At 63.9% G+C, this 20,450-nt stretch carries 18 protein-coding genes; 14 read left to right on the top strand and 4 right to left on the bottom strand.

Annotation, left to right across the window (positions count from 1 at the left end; all coding sequences use genetic code 11):
* Positions 1 to 30: 30 nt before the first annotated feature.
* From AB1462_RS13745 to AB1462_RS13735, 3 genes are read right to left on the bottom strand one after another with little or no spacing between them, the layout of a single operon-like run.
* Positions 31 to 963 carry a sulfonate ABC transporter substrate-binding protein gene (locus tag AB1462_RS13745; protein ID WP_367246879.1) on the bottom strand — a complete coding sequence of 311 codons (933 nt, stop codon included), beginning with the start codon at positions 961 to 963 and terminating at the stop codon, positions 31 to 33.
* Positions 960 to 2,291, bottom strand: a complete 1,332-nt coding sequence (locus tag AB1462_RS13740) for an LLM class flavin-dependent oxidoreductase (RefSeq protein WP_367246878.1) — start codon at positions 2,289 to 2,291, stop codon at positions 960 to 962. Before AB1462_RS13740 ends, AB1462_RS13745 begins: the two co-directional genes overlap by 4 nt.
* A gap of 1 nt (position 2,292) precedes the next feature.
* Complete coding sequence (locus AB1462_RS13735; protein ID WP_367246877.1) at positions 2,293 to 4,476, bottom strand: TonB-dependent receptor; 2,184 nt, start codon at positions 4,474 to 4,476, stop codon at positions 2,293 to 2,295.
* A 209-nt stretch (positions 4,477 to 4,685) separates the two neighbouring features.
* Here AB1462_RS13735 and AB1462_RS13730 point away from each other — a divergent pair, with 209 nt between their 5' ends.
* Positions 4,686 to 5,726, top strand: a complete 1,041-nt coding sequence (locus AB1462_RS13730) for a LacI family DNA-binding transcriptional regulator (protein ID WP_090406336.1) — start codon at positions 4,686 to 4,688, stop codon at positions 5,724 to 5,726.
* 62 nt (positions 5,727 to 5,788) lie between these two features.
* Positions 5,789 to 6,403, top strand: a complete 615-nt coding sequence (locus AB1462_RS13725) for a TetR/AcrR family transcriptional regulator (RefSeq protein WP_090406333.1) — start codon at positions 5,789 to 5,791, stop codon at positions 6,401 to 6,403.
* Between the two features lie 60 nt (positions 6,404 to 6,463).
* Here AB1462_RS13725 and AB1462_RS13720 read toward each other — a convergent pair whose 3' ends face one another.
* A complete protein-coding gene (locus AB1462_RS13720) occupies positions 6,464 to 9,214 on the bottom strand; it encodes a glycoside hydrolase family 3 protein (protein WP_090406330.1) in 2,751 nt (916 codons plus the stop codon).
* Between the two features lie 507 nt (positions 9,215 to 9,721).
* Here AB1462_RS13720 and AB1462_RS13715 point away from each other — a divergent pair.
* From AB1462_RS13715 to gspD, 12 genes are all read left to right on the top strand, one after another.
* A complete protein-coding gene (locus AB1462_RS13715) occupies positions 9,722 to 9,946 on the top strand; it encodes a hypothetical protein (protein WP_259191852.1) in 225 nt (74 codons plus the stop codon).
* A gap of 92 nt (positions 9,947 to 10,038) precedes the next feature.
* On the top strand, positions 10,039 to 11,769 hold the full coding sequence (gene gspE, locus AB1462_RS13710) for a type II secretion system ATPase GspE (RefSeq protein ID WP_090406324.1): 1,731 nt from the start codon (positions 10,039 to 10,041) through the stop codon (positions 11,767 to 11,769).
* Positions 11,766 to 12,968 carry a type II secretion system inner membrane protein GspF gene (gene gspF, locus AB1462_RS13705; protein ID WP_259191851.1) on the top strand — a complete coding sequence of 401 codons (1,203 nt, stop codon included), beginning with the start codon at positions 11,766 to 11,768 and terminating at the stop codon, positions 12,966 to 12,968. The genes gspE and gspF overlap by 4 nt, the downstream gene beginning before the upstream one ends.
* Before the next feature lie 20 nt (positions 12,969 to 12,988).
* Complete coding sequence (gspG, locus tag AB1462_RS13700; protein ID WP_024076412.1) at positions 12,989 to 13,414, top strand: type II secretion system major pseudopilin GspG; 426 nt, start codon at positions 12,989 to 12,991, stop codon at positions 13,412 to 13,414.
* Between the two features lie 9 nt (positions 13,415 to 13,423).
* The gene (locus tag AB1462_RS13695; RefSeq protein ID WP_367246875.1) at positions 13,424 to 13,855 is read left to right on the top strand and encodes a Tfp pilus assembly protein FimT/FimU; all 432 of its coding nucleotides are present in this window, start codon (positions 13,424 to 13,426) and stop codon (positions 13,853 to 13,855) included.
* The gene (locus tag AB1462_RS13690; RefSeq protein ID WP_090406315.1) at positions 13,852 to 14,220 is read left to right on the top strand and encodes a type II secretion system protein; all 369 of its coding nucleotides are present in this window, start codon (positions 13,852 to 13,854) and stop codon (positions 14,218 to 14,220) included. Before AB1462_RS13695 ends, AB1462_RS13690 begins: the two co-directional genes overlap by 4 nt.
* A complete protein-coding gene (locus AB1462_RS13685) occupies positions 14,217 to 14,846 on the top strand; it encodes a prepilin-type N-terminal cleavage/methylation domain-containing protein (protein WP_090406312.1) in 630 nt (209 codons plus the stop codon). The genes AB1462_RS13690 and AB1462_RS13685 overlap by 4 nt, the downstream gene beginning before the upstream one ends.
* On the top strand, positions 14,843 to 15,568 hold the full coding sequence (locus tag AB1462_RS13680; RefSeq protein WP_090406310.1) for a general secretion pathway protein GspK: 726 nt from the start codon (positions 14,843 to 14,845) through the stop codon (positions 15,566 to 15,568). Before AB1462_RS13685 ends, AB1462_RS13680 begins: the two co-directional genes overlap by 4 nt.
* The gene (locus tag AB1462_RS13675; protein WP_367246873.1) at positions 15,565 to 16,608 is read left to right on the top strand and encodes a type II secretion system protein GspL; all 1,044 of its coding nucleotides are present in this window, start codon (positions 15,565 to 15,567) and stop codon (positions 16,606 to 16,608) included. Before AB1462_RS13680 ends, AB1462_RS13675 begins: the two co-directional genes overlap by 4 nt.
* Positions 16,583 to 17,194, top strand: a complete 612-nt coding sequence (gene gspM, locus AB1462_RS13670) for a type II secretion system protein GspM (RefSeq protein WP_024076406.1) — start codon at positions 16,583 to 16,585, stop codon at positions 17,192 to 17,194. The genes AB1462_RS13675 and gspM overlap by 26 nt, the downstream gene beginning before the upstream one ends.
* Positions 17,191 to 17,715, top strand: a complete 525-nt coding sequence (locus AB1462_RS13665) for a general secretion pathway protein GspN (RefSeq protein ID WP_090406304.1) — start codon at positions 17,191 to 17,193, stop codon at positions 17,713 to 17,715. Before gspM ends, AB1462_RS13665 begins: the two co-directional genes overlap by 4 nt.
* Positions 17,712 to 19,934, top strand: coding sequence for a type II secretion system secretin GspD (gspD, locus tag AB1462_RS13660; protein ID WP_367246871.1), 2,223 nt, complete (start codon positions 17,712 to 17,714; stop codon positions 19,932 to 19,934). Before AB1462_RS13665 ends, gspD begins: the two co-directional genes overlap by 4 nt.
* Positions 19,935 to 20,450 lie beyond the last annotated feature (516 nt).

Raw genomic sequence — 20,450 nt, 5'->3', positions numbered from 1 at the left:
AGGGGGCTTGCTCCCTCCCACATTTGGATCTCAGTTGGCTTCAGATTTCCACGCAGCCTTCTTGACCTCAATGGCCTTGGGCAACAACCGATTCTGGAAAAACAGATCCGCCGTCGCCTGCTGCGCCTGGATGATCCCCTCATCAATCGGCAAAATCGGCGAAGGCGGGCGGTTGTCCATGTAGCGCGCAACCACGTCGGCGGGCAGGCCCATGAAGTCGGTCAGTACGTTCAGGCTGTCTTCGCGTTGGCTGCGGGTAAGAGCTTCGGCGGCGGTGAGTTCGTCGAGCAGAGCCTGGATAAACGCACCATTGTCCCGCGCATACTCGCGCCGGGCGGTGTACACCGGTCCCGACAGGCCCAAGCCTTCGCCATTGGCCAGCACATGGCTGGGGCTCTGGCTCAAGGCGAGTGACGAGTAGGGTTCCCAGATCGCCCAGGCATCGACGCTGCCTCGTTCGAACGCGGCTCGCGCATCGGCCGGAGGCAGGTACATCGGTTGGATGTCCTTGTAGCTCAGGCCGGCGTTGTTCAGTGCGCGTAGGATCAGGTTGTGGGAGCTGGAACCCTTCTGGAACGCCACTTTCTTGCCCTTGAGGTCCGCGACCGAATGCAGCGGGCTGTCGTTGCGCACCAGGATAGTCTCGGCGCTCGGCTTGGGCGGTTCGGCGCCGATGTACACCAGGTCGGCCCCGGCGGCTTGGGCGAACAGCGGCGGGATGTCGCCGGTGGAACCCACATCCAGTGCCCCCACGTTCAGCGCTTCAAGCATCTGCGGGCCGGCGGGGAATTCGATCCATTTCACGTCCGTCTTCGGGAAGCGCTTTTCCAGCAGGTCATGTTGCTTGGCAAGCACCAGGGCGATGGAGCCTTTCTGGTAGCCGATGCGCAGGGTGGCGGGGTCGGCGGCCAGCGCGGTTTGCGTCACGGCCAGCAGGGCCAGGATCAGTGCGGGAAACTTCATGCTTTACCCTCTGTAAAACGATTGACCGGGCGCAGCAGACCGAGGTTTTCACGCAAGGTGGAACCGCTGTATTCAGTGCGAAACAGGCCGCGCCGCTGCAGCTCGGGCACCACCCATTGCGCGAAGTCTTCCAACCCACCCGGCAAGTGCGGCACGAGGATATTGAAACCATCGGCCGCGCCGTTTTCGAACCAGTTCTGCAGCTCATCGGCAATCTGCGCGGGCGTGCCGATCAGGCTGTAATGCCCACGGCCACCGGCAATTCGCCGACCCAATTGTGCGAGGGTCAGTTGCTCACGGTGGGCCAAGTCACTCAGCAGTTGCTGACGACTGCGTTGCCCGCTGTCGGTCAACGGCAGCTCCGGCAACGGCCCGTCCAGCGGGTAGCCGGACAGGTCGAAATTGCCCAGCATGCGCCCCAGCAACGCGACACCGACCTGCGGTTCGACCAGCGCCTGGAACGCCTCGAATTTGGCCTGGGCCTCGGCCTCGGTTGCCCCGACCACCACAAACACGCCGGGCATGATTTTCAGCGAATCCGGCTCGCGCCCGTACTGGCTCAAGCGTCCCTTGAGGTCGGCATAAAACGCCTGGGCAGTGGCCAACGAGGTCTGTGCGGTGAACACCACCTCGGCGGTCTGCGCCGCCAGCTCACGGCCAGCTTCGGACGAACCGGCCTGCACGATCACCGGTTGGCCCTGGGGCGAGCGCGCCACATTCAGCGGGCCCTTGACCCGGAAGTGTTCGCCCACATGGTCCAGCAGATGCAGCTTCGCCGGGTCGTAATAGTTGCCGCTGGCCTTGTCGCGCACAAAGGCATCGTCTTCCCAGCTGTCCCACAGCCCGGTCACCACCTGATGAAACTCCTTGGCGCGGCTGTAGCGTTCGCCATGGCCGAGGTGTTCGTCGCGGCCAAAATTCTGCGCTTCGGCGGCGTTGTCCGAGGTCACCAGGTTCCAACCCGCGCGCCCGCCGGACAGGTGATCCAGCGAGGCGAACTTGCGCGCCACATGGTAGGGCTCGTTGTAGCTGGTGGTCGCGGTGGCGATCAGGCCGATATGCTCGGTCACCGCACTCAGCGCCGAGAGCAGGGTGAGCGGTTCGAAATGGTCCGAGCGCGCCATATGGCTGGCAATCTCGCCGGTGGCGGCGGCGATGCTGTCCGCCACGAACAGCGCATCGAACTTCGCCGCTTCGGCCACCCGCGCCAGGTGTTTGTACTGGGCGAAGTCCAGCCCGGCATTCGCCGGTACGTCCGGGTGGCGCCAGGCGGCGACATGGTGCCCGGTGGCCATGAGAAAGGCGCCGAGTTTCAGTTGACGGCTCATGCTAGAAATCCTTGCGCAGTTGCACGCCGAAGTAACGCTCATCGTCACGGGGTACGGCGCGGTAAATGTAGTTGCCACCGCTGGCCAGCAGCGGTGAGTAGGACTTGTCGGCGAGGTTCTTGGCCAGCAACGCCACGCGCCAGCCGTTGCTGTAGTCGGCCAGGGCCACACTGGCGTTCCAGATGCCATAGGCGCCTTGTTTAGTGTCGACGTTCTGGCTGATGTCGTATTGCACTTCGCTCTGCCAGCTGTAGTCGGTGCCCAGTTCGATGTCCAGGCCGTTATCCAGCGGGATCGTGTAGTCGGCGCGCACGTAGCTTTTCCAGTCCGGGCTGAAGGGCAGTGGCTTGCCGTTGACGTTACACGTCGCCGCTGCACCGGCCGGGCAGGCGAACTCATCGATGCGCGCACGGGTGTAGGCCAGGGCGCCGGAGAGCTTGAGTTGCTGGGTGGCTTGCAGGGCGTAATCGAGCTCGACGCCTTCGGTGCTGACGCTGCCGGCGTTGATCAGGCGAGTCACGACCTGGCCGGCGACGGTGTCGAAAAAGTTGGCCTGGTAGTTGTCGTAGTCGCTGTGGAATACCGCGAGGTTGGTGGTCAGGCGGTTGTTCCAGGCGGTGGCCTTGATCCCGGCTTCCCAGGTGTTGGAGGTTTCCGGTTTGAGCGCGTCGGTATCGCGTGGCTGCATATTGAAGAACACGTTGTAGGCCGGGCCCTTGTAGCCGCGCGAGTAGGTGAGGTAGCTGGTGACGCTGTCGCTGATGTCGTACTGCACGCCGAGACGGCCGGACCAGCCGTCTTCGTCCACCGAGCCGGAGCTGGAGGTGGCCGGTTGAATCCCGCTGACCGTGGTGGCCGAGGTGGAGACGCGGCGGTGATCGTATTTCAGGTCATCGTGGGTGTAGCGCAGGCCGGCGATGCCACGAAAGCGCGAGGTGAAATTCAGCGTGGTCTCGCCGAACACCGCGTAGCTGTCGCTGGTGGTGCTGTAGTCGGCGATGCCACGGTCGGTGCGCGTGGTGGTCGTGAGTGTGCGCTGATAGGTTTCCTCGTCCTTGCCATGCATGTAGAACAGGCCGCCGACGTACTCCAGGAACTCACCCTTGGGCGAGGCCAGGCGCAGTTCCTGGGAGTATTGGTCGAAGGCCAGCTCGCCCTTGTCGGCGGTGCCGGGGAAGGCGGCAGTCACCGTGCTGAGGCGGTCGCCGTCCTGGTATTGGGTGTTGTCCCAGCCGCGCCAGGCGGTGATCGAGGTCAGGGTGTAGTCGCCCAGGTTCCAGTCCAACTGAGCGGACAACCCTTTGTTGGTGTCCTCGACATGGCTGCGCGTATCGGTGTTGATGTCGCGGTTGTCGCTGGAAGCGCGCACCGGGCTCAAGGCAGTGGTGAAGCCCGGGCTCAGGGACTTGCTGACCACGCCATTCGGCGCGTCGTCATGGGACTGCATGTAGTCGGCGATCAGGGTCAGTGTCACGTCATCGTTGGGGGTGAACGCCAGCTTGCCGCGGATGCCCTTGTGGTTGTAGCCGTTGACCTCCTGGCCGTTGTGCTGGTTGTCGACGTTGCCGTCGTAGCTGCCGAACAGCGTGCTGATCGAGCCCTTGAGCACATCCGGCACCAGGCTGCCGCCGATGCCGAAACGGGTGCGGCTTTCATTGCCGCTGTAGTACGCCTGGTCGATGTAGCCGTGGGTCTCGGCGCTGGGCGCCTTGCTGGTGATGTTGAGCACGCCGGCCGAAGCGTTCTTGCCGAACAAGGTGCCCTGCGGGCCGCGCAGCACTTCGATGCGTTCCAGGTCCAGCAGGTCGAGGGTGGCCTGGCCGGGGCGGGCATAGACCACGCCGTCGATCACCGTGGCCACCGTCGGCTCCACGCCAGGGGAGGTGGAAATGGTGCCCACGCCGCGCACGAACAGCGAGGTGTCCTTGTTCGAGGCGCCGGTGCGGAAGTTCAGCGACGGCACTTGCTGGGCGATGCTTGCCACGCCGTTGCGGTTGTCGCGCTCCAGTTGTTCGCCGTCCAGCACCGAGACCGCCACCGGGACTTTTTGCAGTGACTCTTCACGCCGGGTGGCGGTGACCGTCACCGCTTTGAGCGTGGGTTCCTGTTCGTCAGCGGCAAAGGCGCCGGGCACGGGGAGGGCGGTCAGACCGGCGAGAAGGAATAAGTGCGTGTGCCTGTGCATGGTGTGTTCGCTCGAAAAAATGCCCTGAACCGCTGCGGTTCTTGCGACCGTCAGCGCCTGTGGAAACTGTCTTGGGCATTCGCTTGAGCGAGTAGCAGACAGCGCGCTTTGTTAGCGCTAACATCGACATTATTGGTAACTTGGGTTTAGAGCGTCAAAGACTTAAAAATTATTCCTATATTCTTTTTTGTTGTTAGTAGGATTATCCCGTGAGCGAAGAAAAACCGCGCAAACGCCGTGGCGCCGGGCGCGTCACCTTGAACACCGTGGCCCGCCAGGCTGGCGTGTCGGCAATCACCGTGTCGCGCTATTTCAACCAGCCGGAGCAGGTCTCACCCGAGCGTCGCGAGCGCATCGCCGAGGTGGTGGCCGAGCTGGGTTATGTGCCCAACCTGGTGGCCGGCGGCCTGGCGTCGGCGCGCGGGCGGATCGTGGCGATGGTGATCCCAAACATCTCGGGGCCGATCTTCGCCAACACGATCCAGGGCTTCAGCGACACCCTCAGTCGCCATGGGTATCAGCTGTTGCTTGCGTCCAGTTACTTCAGCGCCGAGCAGGAAGAAAGCGCGGTGCGCGCGTTCCTCGGCTGGTCGCCGGCGGCACTGGTGCTGACCAGCCGCTTTCACAGCACGGGCACCGAAAAAATGATCGCCGATGCCGATATTCCAGTGGTGGAAACCTGGGACTACGTGCCCGACCGCGCGCCGTTGCAAATCGGGTTTTCCCACTACGAAGTCGGCGTCACCGCCGCGCGCTACCTGCATGGCAAGGGTTATCGGCGCATCGCCTTCGTGCAGAACAGCGCTACGGGCGACTTCAGCGCGCTGGAACGGGGTGATGGGTTTGCCGCGACCCTGATCGAGCTGGGTGTACAACCCTGGGTCTTCGCCCCGGACGCCGACCGCGCGCCCTTCGAGGCCGGCAGGCAGGCGATGGAAGCCTTGATGAACCATGCCACACCGCCCGACGCGATCTTCTTCGCCAATGACAACCTCGCCGCCGGTGGTTTGCTGGCGGGGCAGCGCGCCGGGCTGAAGATCCCGCAGGACTGTGCCGTGCTCGGGTTTGGCGATTACCCGTTTGCCGAGATGCTGTTGCCGAGCCTCAGCACCATCAAGCCGCCCGCGTTGGAGATCGGTGTGCTGGCGGCCACGCGGGTGCTGGAAAGCCTTGGAGTAGTGCCGGTTGAGGAGGAAGTACAGCGTTTGAACCTGTTGGACTGCCGCCTGATCGAACGGGAAAGCGCCTGAGCTTTATTTGCGGCCCAGGGGCAATTTGGATACGGTGCAAGCCTGCCCACAAGGATGTCCCCATGACCGAGCCCGCCCCCAAGACCCGCCGCGCCCCCAAAGGTGAAAAACGCCGCGAAGAGCTGCTGGACGCGGCCTTGCAGGTGTTTTCCCTGGAAGGCTATAGCGGCGCTTCGGTGGCAAAAGTGGCGGCCATCGTCGGTATTTCCGTGGCCGGTGTGTTGCATCACTTTCCCAGCAAAATTTCATTATTGATGGGCGTGCTGCAACGTCGCGACGAGGTCAATCAACGAATCGCCGATGAAGTGCGCGCCGAAAAGTCCCTGACCGGGTTGCTCGGCAGCCTGCGCGCGATCAACCGTTCGAACGCCACCGCGCCGGGCGTGGTGCGCGCGTTTACGATTTTGAATGCCGAAAGTCTGCTCGACACCCAACCGGCGTGGGCGTGGTTCCAGGAGCGTTATGCGGGGATCCAGCGGCGCATGCAGGGGCAGTTTGCCGACCTGGTCGCAGCGGGGGAAGTGCGCAGCGATGTGGACATCGCCGGGCTGGTGGAAGAAATCCTGGCCATGATGGATGGCCTGCAGATCCAGTGGCTGCGCTTTCCGGAGCAGGTGGATCTGGTGGCACGGTTTGACAGCTACATCGCACGGGTCGAGGCAGCTATCAGAACCTGAGTCGAACACAGGCAACATGTGGGAGGGGGCGTGCCCCTCCCACACTAGCCTGAGTCGGGATCAGTTACCCGCAGCACTGCCCTGGCTGCTGTCATCGCTCATGTCATAGCCATCACCGTCGCTGGTGCCGCTATCGCCTTCATTTTGATGCAGCACACCGCCGGTCTTCACCGTCGATTCACGCAGCGTCGAGTTGAGCGCCGAGCGTGGCAGCGGGTTGCTGGTGGTGGTCGACAGTTCCTGGCGGAACGGGTTGACCAGCTTGGCGTTCAGGCGAATATCCTGGGACGACGCGCCCACCGATAGGTTGAAGCTGTCGGCATCCACGACCCATTGCTTGCTCGCCACGTCGTAGTAGGCCAGCGAGCGATCGTTGAGCTCGATGGTCACGCGCTTGCTCTCGCCCGGTTTCAGGAACACCTTCTTGTAGCCCTTGAGTTCCTTGATCGCGCGTTCGACTTTCGGGTTGTTCTGGCCCACGTACAACTCGGCCACTTCGGCGCCCGCGACCTTGCCGGTGTTGGCCAGGTCGAACGACACCTTGATCGGCGCCCCGGCCACCGCCACCCCAGGGGTCACGCTGATGTTGCTGTAGCCGAAGGTGGTGTACGACAAGCCGTAGCCGAACGGGTAGAGCGGCTTGATGCCCTTTTTCTCGTAGCCGCGATAGCCCAGGAACAGGTCGTCCTTGTAGCTCATCTCGGCCAGGGTTTCCTGGTTGTCGAACTTGGGGAAAGTCGCGTAGATCGGGTTGTCTTCGATGTTGCGCTCGATGCTGATCGGCAGCTTGGCCGACGGGTTGACCTTGCCCAGCAGGATCTCCGCCAAGGCCTGGCCGCCGTTCTGCCCAGGGTAGAACGCATGCAGCGCGGCCGGTACTTGGTCGATCCAGTCGCTCATCTTCAGGCCGGTGCCGCCGTGCAGGGTGACCACGGTATTCGGGTTGACCTTGGCGATGCTCTGGATCAGCAGGTTCTGGTACTCGGGCAGGTCGAAGCTGTGGTCGAAGCCTTCACCTTCGTATTCATTGCTGTTACCGGCCGCGACCAGTACCGCGTCGTACTTGGCCAGGTCCTGCGGTGCCACCAGCGAAGCCCAGCTCATCTGCACGCCGACGAGGCCGCCCATGGTCGACAGGTAGCCGTTGCGGCGTGAGTATTCCAGCTTGATGTCGACCGGTTTGCCGGCTTCCAGGTTGACCTTGGCAAACACCGGGATGGTCGGTGGAATGCTGTTGTTCGGCAGCGGTTTGCCGTCGCCGTTGTCGAGGACTTTCTTGCCGTTGACGTAGAGGCGTACGGCGCCGTCGGCACGTACCTTGAACACCTGCTCGCCGCTGACCGTCGGGGTGATCTGGCCGCTGTAGCGAATCGAGGTGGCGGCGGTATCGCCGTTCACCGGCAGGCTGTCGGTGGACCAGTCCAGGTCGACATGGGTGTCGGTGCGGCTGGCGGCCGGGTCGCCAGACCAGTTGGTGTTGCTGAAGAACTCGGTCTTCAAGCCTTTGACGCTGTTGCCATTGCTGTCGGCATGGGTCCAGGTCGAGGTGGCCGGGTCCAGGGACAGCCCGTCGATGAACTCGACCTTGGCGCCTGGCGCCAGTTGCTGCAAACCGCTCAGCTCACTGATGTAGTTGGCGGCCATGACGTTGGCGCTGCCAAAACCGGTAGGCGGCGCGTACTTGGCCAGGGTGCCGACCACGGCGATGCGCTTGACCTTGTTCGCGTCCAGCGGCAGCAGGCTGTTCTGGTTTTTCAGCAGCACGATACCTTCGCGCGCGGCGTTCAGGGCCACGCGGTTGCTGGTGGCGCTGTTCATGTTGTGGCTGGTCAGCGGCGCCTTGCTGTCGAACTTGTACAGGTAGATCTGCTTGAGGATGCGGCGCACCTTGTCATCGATGGTCGCGCTGCTCAGTTCGCCGCTGTCCAGGTACGGCTTGAGGATGGTGCTGTTCATCTGGTAGCCCATCATGTCCAGGTCGGTACCCGCCTGTGCCGCCGGCAAACCGTCGACCACCGCGTTGTAGTCGCTCTGCACGAAGCCCGGATAGCCCCATTCGGTCTTGAGGATGTCACGCATCAGGTGCTTGTTCTGGCACGCGAACTCGCCGTTCACCTTCTGGAAGGCGCACATCATCATCGCGACTTTGCTGTTCTTGGAGGCGGACTCGAACGGCGGCAGGGTCATTTCGCGCAGCACGCGCTCGCTGATGATTTCATCGAGGTGGAAACGGTTGCTTTCCTGGTCGTTGGCGGCGAAATGCTTGGCGTTGGCCCACACGCCACGCGACTGAATGCCGTTGATCACCGCCGGCCCCAGGCTGGCGCCGAGGAACGGATCTTCACCGGACAAGTACTCGAACGCCCGACCACTGTACGGCATGCGGTACAGGTTCATGCCTGGGCCGGTGACGAACTGATAACCGCCACTGGCGGTGTCATAGCCCAGGGCACGGCCCAGGTCGATGGCGCGACGCGGGTTCCAGCTGGCGGCCAGGTTCGGCCCCGACGGGTAGACCACGCCCTGAGCGTTGCCTTCGCTGGTGTAGCGCACGCCCACGCCGCCATCGGCGCCGTGGATCTGTGGGATGCCGTATTGGGTCAGTGGCTTGACGTCCCAGCCACCGGTGCCGCCGATGTAGGCGAGTTTTTCTTCCATGGTCATCTTCGCCAGGGTCTTGTCTGCAGCCTTTTCTGCGCGGCTTACCCGGCCTTCATCCAGGGCGGGGCTGGTGGCTGCATGCACCTGGGACACGGCCAGTGCCAGCAGGGCGAATGCCGACTGTGCACCGAGCATTTTGCGTTTATTCATGGGTCTCTCCGACAACAGTTCAGTAAACATGGCGCGCCGAGAAGTGCGTGTTGCACTGCACCTCGTCACTTTTTTCTGGGCAACAGTTGCCCGTGATCGCAATTTTTAACCGATGGCTAATTGCAACTATTTGGCGAATTTCGCAGTTTTATTAGTGTAAAAATTGTATTAGTTATTGTTGTAGATAGTGTCTAAGCGATATCACGAGGTGGCATTTTGAACCGCGAAAACCGCATAATTAAGGCAATTCTTGCGCTTGGAAGTCAAACAAAAGCTAATTTTTGCGCGAAATAAGAAATAATTTCTTACGTTCAGGAACTAAGGCTAAACCTACCAGTCGATTGGTTTAAGGAATTTTGTCGAGTCGTGGCTAACTAGTGGCATTGCTCGGTAGTTCTAAAGTGCCATGTTTACACAAGCTGTCATACACAACGCTTTGGTGTAGGGTCTTGATCGAGTTCAAGGCGCCACTTGGGCTATCTGCTGTTTTTGATCTGGAGAAAGTTGATGAAGATTTCCCTGTTGGGTGCCGGTGTTGTCCTGGGCGTTGCGCTAAGTGGCGCAGCGATGGCGGCTGAGTCCACGGACGCTGATGCGAAATCCGGGGCTGCCGATTCCACGGTGTTGACCCAGGCCCACGACGCCAAGGCAGTTAAAAAGCAGAAGGCTGAAACCACCAAGGGTGGGCGTCCGCTGAACGGCAGCCAGGCCGCGCCGAAGACCTCGAACTAACGGGGAAACGCGGTCCCCTGTGGGAGGGGGCTTGCCCCTCCCACAAGGGTTTCCCATAACCCTTTAGAACATAGCCCCTCAGATAGTCACCCATGCCCAGCTCCTCAACGCCTCTCAATGCCTGCCAACTGCACATCCCGCACACCGATCAGGTCTGCGCGTGGCTGATGCAACATGCCGGGTTGAAAACCGTTGACCTGGAGCGCGCCCGACGCCTGTCCCAGGAGGGCGGCGACACCGAGTTGCTCGGGCTGCTCACGCGCTTGGGGCTGGTCTCGGAAGTGGAACTGGCCCGTGCCTGGGCTGACCTGCTCGGCGCACCGCTGCTGCTGGCCGATGCTGCGCCGCCGCTGCTGGACCCATTGCCGGTACTGACCGAACGTTTCATGCGCCATTACCAGGTGGTGCCCGTGGGCTGGAGCCAGGGCGGCCTGCGGGTGCTGGCCGCCAACCCGTCGCTGGTCTACCCGTTCCAGGCCATGGCCTATGCCTGCGGCGTGCCGGTGTGGCTGGCCGTGGGCCCGCGCAACGAAGTCGAAACCCTGATCGAGCGCTACTACGGCCAGGGCCGTTCGGCCATGGGCACCCTGATCGAAAACCTCGACGAGCAGGGCGGCGCCCTCGAAGACATCGAACACCTCAAGGACATGGCCTCCGAAGCGCCGGTGATTCGCCTGGTCAACCTGATCCTGCAGCGCGCGGTAGAGCATCGCGCCTCGGACATTCATATCGAACCCTTCGAAAACCAGCTTAAGGTGCGCTACCGCATCGACGGCGTGCTGCACGAAGCCGAAGCCCCACCGTCCAGTTCGTCGGCAGCGGTGATTTCGCGGGTGAAGATCATGGCGCGCCTGGACATCGCCGAGCGGCGCCTGCCCCAGGACGGGCGCATCATGCTGCGCATCCAGGGCAAGGAGCTGGACTTGCGGGTGTCCACGGTGCCCACCAGTTTTGGCGAATCGGTGGTCATGCGTTTGCTCGACCGCCAGACCGTGCAGTTCGATTTCCAGAGCCTGGGCTTTGATGGCCAGCGCCTGGAAACCTTCCTCGAAGTGCTCGAGCGGCCCCACGGCATCCTGCTCGTCACCGGGCCCACCGGCTCGGGCAAGACCACCACCCTGTACACCGCGTTGTCGCGGCTCAATACCGCCGAGCGCAAGATCATCACCGTCGAAGACCCGGTGGAATACCAACTTGAGGGCATCAACCAGATCCAGGTGAAACCGGCCATCGGCCTGGATTTCGCCGGCGCGTTGCGCTCCATCGTGCGCCAGGACCCGGACGTGATCATGATCGGTGAAATCCGCGACCTGGAAACCTGCCGCATCGCCATCCAGTCGTCCCTCACCGGCCACCTGGTGCTTTCGACCCTGCACACCAACAGCGCGGCGGCGAGTATCACGCGCTTGCTGGACATGGGCGTCGAAAGCTACCTGATCGCCTCGACCGTCAACGGCATCCTCGCCCAGCGCCTGGTACGGCGCCTGGACCCGGCCACCCGCGAAGCCTTCGAAGCGCCGCCGGAGTTGATCGCCGAACATGGCCTCGACCGGTTTACCGAGCAGCGCCCGATCATGCTCTATCGCCCCCGCGCCGATGCGCCGGGCGGCGGTTACCACGGCCGCAGTGCAATCACCGAACTGCTGGTGATGAACGACGAACTGCGCAGCCTGTTGATGCGCCAGGCCGACGCCGCCACCCTCGAACAGGCTGCCCGTCGTGGCGGCCTGCGCACTTTGCATGAAGAGGGCCTGCGCCAGGCCGTGGCCGGTGTCACGTCACTTGAAGAAGTGCTGCGCGTCACCCGGGGAGAGGGCGCGTGAGCCTGTTCAAATACCGCGCCCTCGACAGCCAGGGCCAGGCGCAAAACGGCACCCTCGAAGCCAAGGACCAGGACGCCGCCGTCGCCGCGCTGCACAAGCGCGGCTTGCTGCTGTTGCAGATCGAGGTGGCGGGTGCCCAGGGCCTGCGCAAGGCCTTTGGCCGGGGTCAGTTGAACGGCGCGGCGCTGGTCAGTTTCACTCAACAGTTGGCCACGCTATTGGGGGCTGGCCAGCCGCTGGAACGCTCCCTGGGCATCCTGCTCAAGCAGCCCGGCCAGCCGCAGACCCGTGCGTTGATCGAGCGCATCCGCGAACAGGTCAAGGCCGGCCAGCCGTTATCCAAGGCGTTGGAGGCGGAGGGTGGCCAGTTCTCGCCGCTGTACCTGAGCATGGTCCGCGCCGGTGAGGCGGGCGGTGCCCTCGAAGACACCCTGCGCCAGCTCAGCGACTACCTGGAGCGCAGCCAGTTACTCAGGGGCGAAGTGATCAACGCGCTGATCTACCCGGCCTTTCTGGTGGTCGGCGTGCTCGGTTCGCTGGCCCTGCTGCTGGCCTACGTGGTGCCGCAGTTCGTGCCGATCTTCAAGGACCTGGGCGTGCCGATTCCGCTGATCACCGAGGTGATCCTGGGCCTCGGCCAATTCCTCGGGGCCTACGGCCTGGCGGTGCTGGCCGGGTTGATTGTCGGCGCCTGGGCCCTGGCCGCGCGCCTGCGCGATCCCCAGCGCCGCGAACGCTATGACCGCCGCGTTCTGGGTATCCGCATTATCGGCCCGTTGCTGCAACGGGTCGAAGCCGCCCGCCTGGCGCGCACCCTCGGCACGCTGCTGAGCAACGGCGTGGCGCTGCTGCAAGCGTTGGTGATTGCCCGCCAGGTCTGCACCAACCGCGCCCTGCAAGCCCAGGTCGCCCAGGCCGCCGAGTCGGTCAAGGGCGGCGGCACTCTGGCCAGTGCCTTCGGCAGCGAACCGCTGCTGCCCGATCTGGCGTTGCAAATGATTGAAGTCGGCGAACAGGCCGGCGAACTCGACAGCATGCTGCTCAAGGTCGCCGAAGTGTTCGACGTTGAAGCCAAACGCGGCATCGACCGCCTGCTCGCCGCGCTGGTGCCGTCCCTGACTGTGGTCATGGCGGTGCTGGTGGCGGTGATCATGCTGGCGATCATGCTGCCGCTGATGAGCCTGACCAGCAATATATGAACCCTTAAGGAAACACGCTGATGCGCCATACCCGATTCAAGCCCGCCCGCCGCCAGGGCGGTTTTACCTTGTTGGAAATGCTCGCGGTGATCGTGCTGCTGGGCATCGTCGCGACCATCGTGGTGCGCCAGGTCGGCGGCAATGTGGACAAGGGCAAATACGGCGCGGGCAAGGCCCAGCTGGCCAGCCTGAGCATGAAGATTGAAAGCTACGGCCTGGACGTCGGCTCGCCGCCCAAGACCCTGCAGCAACTGGTCGACAAGCCGGGCAACAGCGCCGGTTGGGCCGGGCCGTATGCCAAGCCGTCGGACCTCAAGGACCCGTTCGGCCATGCCTTCGGCTATCGCTTCCCCGGTGAGCACGGTGCGTTCGACCTGATTTTCTACGGCCAGGACGGCCAGCCCGGCGGCGAAGGCTACAGCGCCGACCTGGGCAACTGGGAATAACCCACGACCATGGCCAACGCCCAACGCGGCTTTACCCTGCTGGAGATGCTGGTGGTGATCGTCTTGATCAGCATCGCGGCCGGGTTGGTAGGGTTTGGCCTGCAACAGGGCCTGCGCGCCGCCAAAGAACGCCAGGCCGTCGGGCAGGTGGTCGAGGCATTGCGCAGCACGCGGGCGCGGGCGATTGTCAGTGGCACCACCGAAAGCACGCTGTTCGATTTGCGCAACCTCAGCGTGCAGGCGCCGGGCCGTCCGAAAAAGTATTGGCCGGCCGGGCTGCAGGTGACCCTGCACACTGCCGAGCAAGCCGGCGCTGCGGTGGATTTCTACCCCGATGGCAGTTCCACCGGCGGCCACGTGTTGCTGGCCAACGGCAGTCGGCGTTGGCGCATCGACATCGGCTGGCTGACTGGCAGCGTGCGGTCCAAGGCCTTGCCATGAAGCGCCAGGCGGGGTTTACCCTGCTGGAAATGCTCGCCGCGCTGACGTTGATGGCGATCTGTAGCACGGTGCTGCTGGTCGCCTTCGGCCAGAGCGCGCGCTCGTTGTTGCAGGTGTCCCACAGCGACCGCCTGACCCATGCCGCCTTGAGTGTGATGGATCAGGAAGGCATGGGCCCTTTGGCCAGCGGCACACGCCAGGGCGAGTTGAACGGTATCGCCTGGCAACTGCGTATCGCCCAGCAGCCCAGCCGCATTGGTCAGGCACATTTGTTCAGGCTTGACCTCACCGTCAGCGAAGGCCCGCGCCAGGCCAGTTTCAGCACCTTGAAACTGCGCGCTGCCGGCGTCGGGGCCGGCTTGTGAAGGCGCGTCAGCAGGGCTTTACCTTGCTTGAGATCATGATCGTGCTGAGCCTGCTCGGGGTGTTGCTGACCCTGGTCGGCGGCGCCTTGCTGGGGGCCAATCGCGCCGTGCTCAAGGCCCAGCGCTACACGGTCAGCCTGGATGAAATGCGTGCCGCGCAGCAGTTTTTGCGCACCGCCATCAGCGAAGCGCTACCGCTGGATGTGACCGAGGACGACAGCCAGACCGATGGTTTTTTTGCCGGTGGGCCGCAGCGCATGCAGTTTGTCGCGACCTTGCCCGGTGTGCTTGGTGGCGGGATTCAGCGCTTCACCTTGCAGTTGGTGGGCCCTGAGTCGCAGCGCGACTTGCAGGTGGCGTTCGCGCGGTTTGAGTCCGCGGCGCAAGTCAGCGTCCCGGCCTCGCGCAGTGAGCCGCAGGTGTTGTTGAAGGGGGTCGAGGACCTGCAATTCAGCTATCGCGGGGTGTCGCCCAAGGGCCAGGCCACCGGCTGGATCAGCGAGTGGCCGTGGACCAAGCGCCTGCCTTACACGGTGCGGATTGACGCGCGGGTGAATGGCCCGGTGCCGTGGGTGACCCAGGTGGTTGCCTTGCGCCTGAACCTGTCCGGCGGGGCACCCGAATGATCCAGCATCAACGCGGTGTGGCCCTGCTGCTGGTGCTGTGGGTGCTGGCCTTGCTCAGTCTGTTGCTCGGCGGTTTGGCCGGTTGGGTGCAACTGGAAACACGCCAGGCCGCCTGGCACCGCCAGCACACCCAGGCGGTGCTGGCGGCCGAGGCCGGGGTGGCGCTGGCGATGCAAGCCGTCGCCGACCCGTTGCAGCGCAAGCAGTGGATTGCCGACGGGCGTGAAATCCCGCTGGTGTTCGACGATGCGCAGCTGCGCGTCAGCCTGCACAGCGAGCGCGGCAAGCTGTATTTGAACAGCGCCGAGGTGGGTGATTTTGCCCGCCTGGCCCTGGCCTGCGGTGCGACCCAGGCCCAGGCCAACCAACTCGCCAGAGCCCTGGAGGTGCGGCGTAACCAGGGCCTGGCGCCGTTTCGGGTGGTGGAAGAAGTGCGCCAACTGCCGGGCATGACCCAGGCGCTGTACAGCGAACTGGTGCCCGAGATCAGCCTGTGGAGCGGCCTGGACCGGCCCGATCCGGCATTCGCCAGTGCCTTGATGCGCCGCGCACTGAACCTGCCGCACCAAAGCGCGGTGGGTGCCGATCCCGGCGACGTGCTGGTGGTCAGCAGCCGCGCCCAACGCCCCGGTGGTTACCACGCCCAGGTGCAAGCCACCGTGTTATTGAGCCCCGCGCAAGGCAGCGCACAACCTTATCGAGTCTTACGTTGGCAAGAATGAACGAACAGTTAACCGCGCGGCTTCAGGCGCTGGCGCAGCCCATCACCCAGCGCTGGCGCGGCAGCCTGCTGCAACTGGGCTGGCGCCTGTGGCTCAAGGAGCTGCGTGGCTGCCTGCCGGGGTGGTTGTCGTTCGCCGATATCCCCGAGCATGTCTACGCCTGGCCGCTGACCGCACCGGTCGAAAAGCTGCCTGGCGAAGCGCGTCAGGTGCTGGTGCTGCCGCCGGAAACGGTGCTGGTGCAAACCCTGCAGTTGCCCCCGGCGGCGGCGCGCAACCTGTCGACGGTGGTCGGCTATGAACTGGACCGCTTCACGCCGTTCGACGCTGCCCAGTTGTACTTTGTCGCGCGCCAGGAGCGCCGCACCCCCACGCACTTGCACGTCACGCTGGTGGCGATCCTGCGTGAGCGCCTCGACCAGATCCTCAATGACTGCGCGGCCCTCGGCTTGCAGCCCCATGCGGTGGATGTCGCCGATAGCGCAGGCAAACCCATGGGCATCGATTTGCTGCCGGCGCCATTGCGTCCCCGCCAGCGCCCCCAGGGCAAGGGCCTGCAACGCAGCCTGCCGTGGTTGTGCGGCGCCTTGCTGATTGCGGCGATGCTGCTGTGGCTCGACGACCGCCAGCGCGTGCTCGATGCCATGCAGCACAGTGTGCGCGAGCAGAAAGCCCAGGTCGCCGAGATCCAGGCCCTGCGCCAGCAATTGCTCAATACCCGTGGCGCCGCCCAGTACCTGATTCGCCGCAAGGCCGCCCAACCACCGTTGGCGGCGCTGCTCAACGAACTGACCGCGTGCCTGCCCTCGGACACCTGGCTCGACCAGTTGGAAGTCAACGACGGCGCCGACGTGTCCTTCTCCGGGCAGAGTGCCAAGGCCAGTGCGCTTATCACCCGGATCAAGGCCTGCCACAGCCTGGAAAACGCCCAGTTCGAAGGGGTGATCCAACCCGATGCGCAAACCGGCAAGGATCAATTTTCCTTGCGCGCCCACCTGCACCAGGAGGCCGCCGATGCGCCGACCACTGACACCCCGTGAACGCCGTGGCGCGGCCCTGATCGCCCTGGCCCTGGTGCTCGGCGCCGGTTACTGGCTGTTGATCGACAGTTGGTTCGCCGGCCCCTTGCGCAGCATGGGCGAGCAAGCCGAGCAGCTGCGTGAACAGCAGCAACGCTACGCCGGTGTGTTGCGCCAGGGCGACAGCCTGCGCCAGCAATTGGAGCAAGCGCGGCAGGACCCGGCCAGCAGCACCAGCCTGTTGCCCGGCGACGACCCGAGCGCGGTGGCGGCGGACCTGATGCAACGCATCGCCGACCTGATCAACAGCCGCGCCGGCCTCGGTGGCGGTTGCAGCCTGACCCAGCGCATGCCCATCACCCCGGAGCAGGACGACGCCGAGCCCTATCGCCAGGTCAAGGTCAGCCTGACCCTCAACTGCGCCATCGAACCCTTGACCGCGATCCTGCATGAGCTGGAGTACCAACGGCCGTTTCTGTTTGTCGATGAGATGAGCATTCGCCGCCCACCGAACGCGCCGGCCAGCGGTGGCGCCGGGCAACTGGTGGTGCACCTGTTGGTACGCGGTTACCTGCAACCGGCCGCCGCCCGGCAGGTGCAACGATGATCAATGTATTGCGTCCCCTGGAATGGCTGTTGCTCGGTGTGGCCGGGCTGTTGGGCCTGCTGATGGTCGGCATCCTCAGCAGCATCGGCGATGCGCCGCAGTGGTTGCCGGCGCCGGACCCCGATGCCCGCGCCACTACCGCCGCCAAGGTTCTGGTGGCGCCGAGCGCGACCCTCGAAAGCCTGGCCGGCACCTGGCAAACGCCGCTGTTCAGCCCCGACCGCAGCCCCGACCGTGCGGTGGGCCAAGCCGCCGTTTCCAGCCTGTCGAGCCTGGTGCTGACCGGTATCGTCCTCGACGGCGACCTGCGCGTGGCGCTGCTCAAGCGTGCCGATGGCCCGCCGCTCAAAGTTCACCAGGGCCAGACCCTGCCCAACGGCTGGCGCCTGGAACACCTGACGCCCCGCGATGCCCGCTTTGTACTCGACGGTCGCACGCAAACCCTGAGCCTGCGTGCCCTGCGTTTGCCGCCGCCGTCCAGCACTCCCCCGATTACCCTTCCTCACGAGTCCACCCCTTGATCGATACTTTCCCTGGCGCCTTGCGCACCACCGTGTTGTGCCTGGCCACCGCCGTTTCCCTCGGTGGCTGCGGCACCTTCCCCGAGCATCTCGACCCGGACGAGGCCCTGCTGCATGAGGCGATGCAGGGCACCGGTTCGCAACGCCCACCCGTGGACCCGGCCAGCGAACAGGCGCCGGTCGACAGCGGCCAACCCCAGGCGAAGACCCCGCCCCAGCGCCAGTTGATACGCGGCAACCAGCAGTTCGTGCGCCAACCGGCAGCCATCTCGGCCGCCAAGGAAGAGGGCAGCGGCGACATCGTGTTCAACTTCGCCGACCAGCCGATCGAGGCCGTGATCAACAGCGTGATGGGCGACCTGCTGCACGAGAACTACAGCATCGCCCAGGGTGTGAAGGGCAATGTCAGCTTTTCCACGTCCAAGCCGGTGAACAAGCAGCAGGCCTTGTCGATTCTGGAGACCCTGTTGTCGTGGACCGACAACGCCATGATCAAACAGGGCAACCGCTATGTGATCCTGCCGGCCAATCAGGCAGTGGCGGGCAAGCTGGTGCCGGAGATGCGCGTGTCGCAGCCGTCCAGCGGTTTGTCGGCACGCCTGTTTCCGTTGCGCTATATCTCGGCCACCGAGATGCAGAAACTGCTCAAGCCGTTCGCCCGCGAGAACGCCTTCCTGCTGGTGGACCCGGCGCGCAATGTGCTGAGCCTGGCCGGCACTCCCGAAGAACTGGCCAATTACCAGGACACCATCGACACCTTCGACGTGGACTGGCTCAAGGGCATGTCGGTGGGCGTGTTCGGCCTGCAACGCGCGTCGGTGGCCGAGCTGATGCCCGAGCTGCAGAAAATGTTCGGCCCCGACAGCGGCATGCCCCTGGCCGGCATGGTGCGCTTCTTGCCCATCGAGCGGACCAACTCGGTGGTGGCGATCTCGTCGCAGCCGCAGTACCTCAGCGAAGTCGGCGACTGGATCCATACCATCGATGAAGGCGGTGGCAACGAGCCGCAGATGTACGTCTACGATGTGCGCAACATGAAGGCCACTGACCTGGCCAAGTACCTGCGGCAGATCTACGGCACGGGCGCGATCAAGGACGACACCCCGGCCAAGGTCGCCCCCGGTTTGCGCACCGCGACCTTGTCCTCGCCGGGCACCAACAGCACCTCCGGCAGCACGCCGGGTGGCCTGAGCAACAACCTCAATGGCAACCCACCCGCCGCTGAGGACGAGGAGCAAGCGCCCGACACCGAGCAGGACACCGCCGAGCAGGGCGCGACCGACGACGCCCCGGCCAAAAGCCTCGACGCCGGCACCCGGATCACCGCGCAAAAAAGCAGTAACCAACTGCTGGTCCGCACCCGCCCGGTGCAATGGAAAGAGATCGAATCGGCGATCAAACGCCTCGACAACCCACCGCTGCAAGTGCAGATCGAAACGCGCATCCTCGAGGTCAAACTCACCGGCGAACTGGACCTTGGCGTGCAGTGGTACCTCGGCCGCCTGGCCGGCAACTCCACCAGCACCACGGTGGGCAACACCGCTGGCAGCCAAGGCGCGTTGGGCGGCGGCGGGGCAGGGTTGGGCGCGACGGATTCGTTGTTCTACTCCTTCGTCAGCTCCAACCTGCAAGTGGCCCTGCATGCCCTCGAAACCAACGGCCGCACCCAGGTGCTGTCGGCGCCGTCGCTGGTGGTGATGAACAACCAACCGGCGCAGATCCAGGTGGGCGACAACATCCCGATCAGCCAGACCACGGTCAACACCGGCACCTCCGACACCACGTTGAGCAGTGTTGAATATGTGCAGACCGGGGTGATTCTTGACGTCGTGCCGCGGATCAATCCGGGTGGTTTGGTGTACATGGATATTCAGCAGCAGGTCAGTGATGCCCAGGACCAGGCGTCCACTGGCAGCGATACGCCGACGAATCCGCGTATTTCCACGCGGTCGGTGTCGACCCAGGTCGCGGTGCAGAGTGGGCAAACGGTGCTGCTGGGCGGGTTGATCAAGCAGGACAATGCGGAGAGTGTCAGTGCGGTGCCTTACCTTGGGAAAATTCCGGGGTTGCGCTGGTTGTTTGGCAATACCAGCAAGTCCAAGGACCGCACGGAGTTGATTGTGCTGATTACCCCGAGGGTGATTACCAGCAGCAGCCAGGCGCGGCAGGTGACGGATGACTATCGCCAGCAGATGCAGTTGTTGAAGCCGGCTAACTGAGGGAACGCGGGGAAAAATGTGGGAGGGGGCTTGCCCCCGATGGCGGCCTGACAGCCGACCAGGATGTTGGATCAGACCGAGTACATATCCGTTGCTGCGGTAACGGCCACTTAGGGCTTCGCTCTTACAGCGACTCACTTTTGAACAGTGCAAAAGTAAGCAAAACGCTTCGCCCCACCACTCGGCACCTCGCCTAGGCTCGGTGTGCCCCAAATCACTGTCGAATTCCGGCCAGCGTGGTTTAACGGGGCGCCTGAGATCAAGATCTAAAGCAAGATCAAGGGCGGCTCGCTTCGCATCGTGGTTAGCGTTGGCTAATACAACGTTGTGTAGATACCCATACTCATCGGGGCATAGGTATCTACACAATTTTCAGAGACTGGCGAGTTCCCCTGTGGCGAGCGGGCTTGTCCCGCGTTGGGCCGCGTAGCGGCCCCAAAACAGCCGCTATGGAGTTTCTGATACACCGCATTCTGCTTTACTGGGGCTGCTACGCAGCCCAACGCGGGACAAGCC

Origin of the sequence: Pseudomonas sp. SB113, from assembly GCF_040754745.1 — a bacterium.
Taxonomy (GTDB): Bacteria; Pseudomonadota; Gammaproteobacteria; order Pseudomonadales; family Pseudomonadaceae; genus Aquipseudomonas; species Aquipseudomonas grimontii.
The sequence above is the reverse complement of the archived record's forward strand: the minus strand, read 5'-3'. Positions and strand labels throughout refer to the sequence as shown.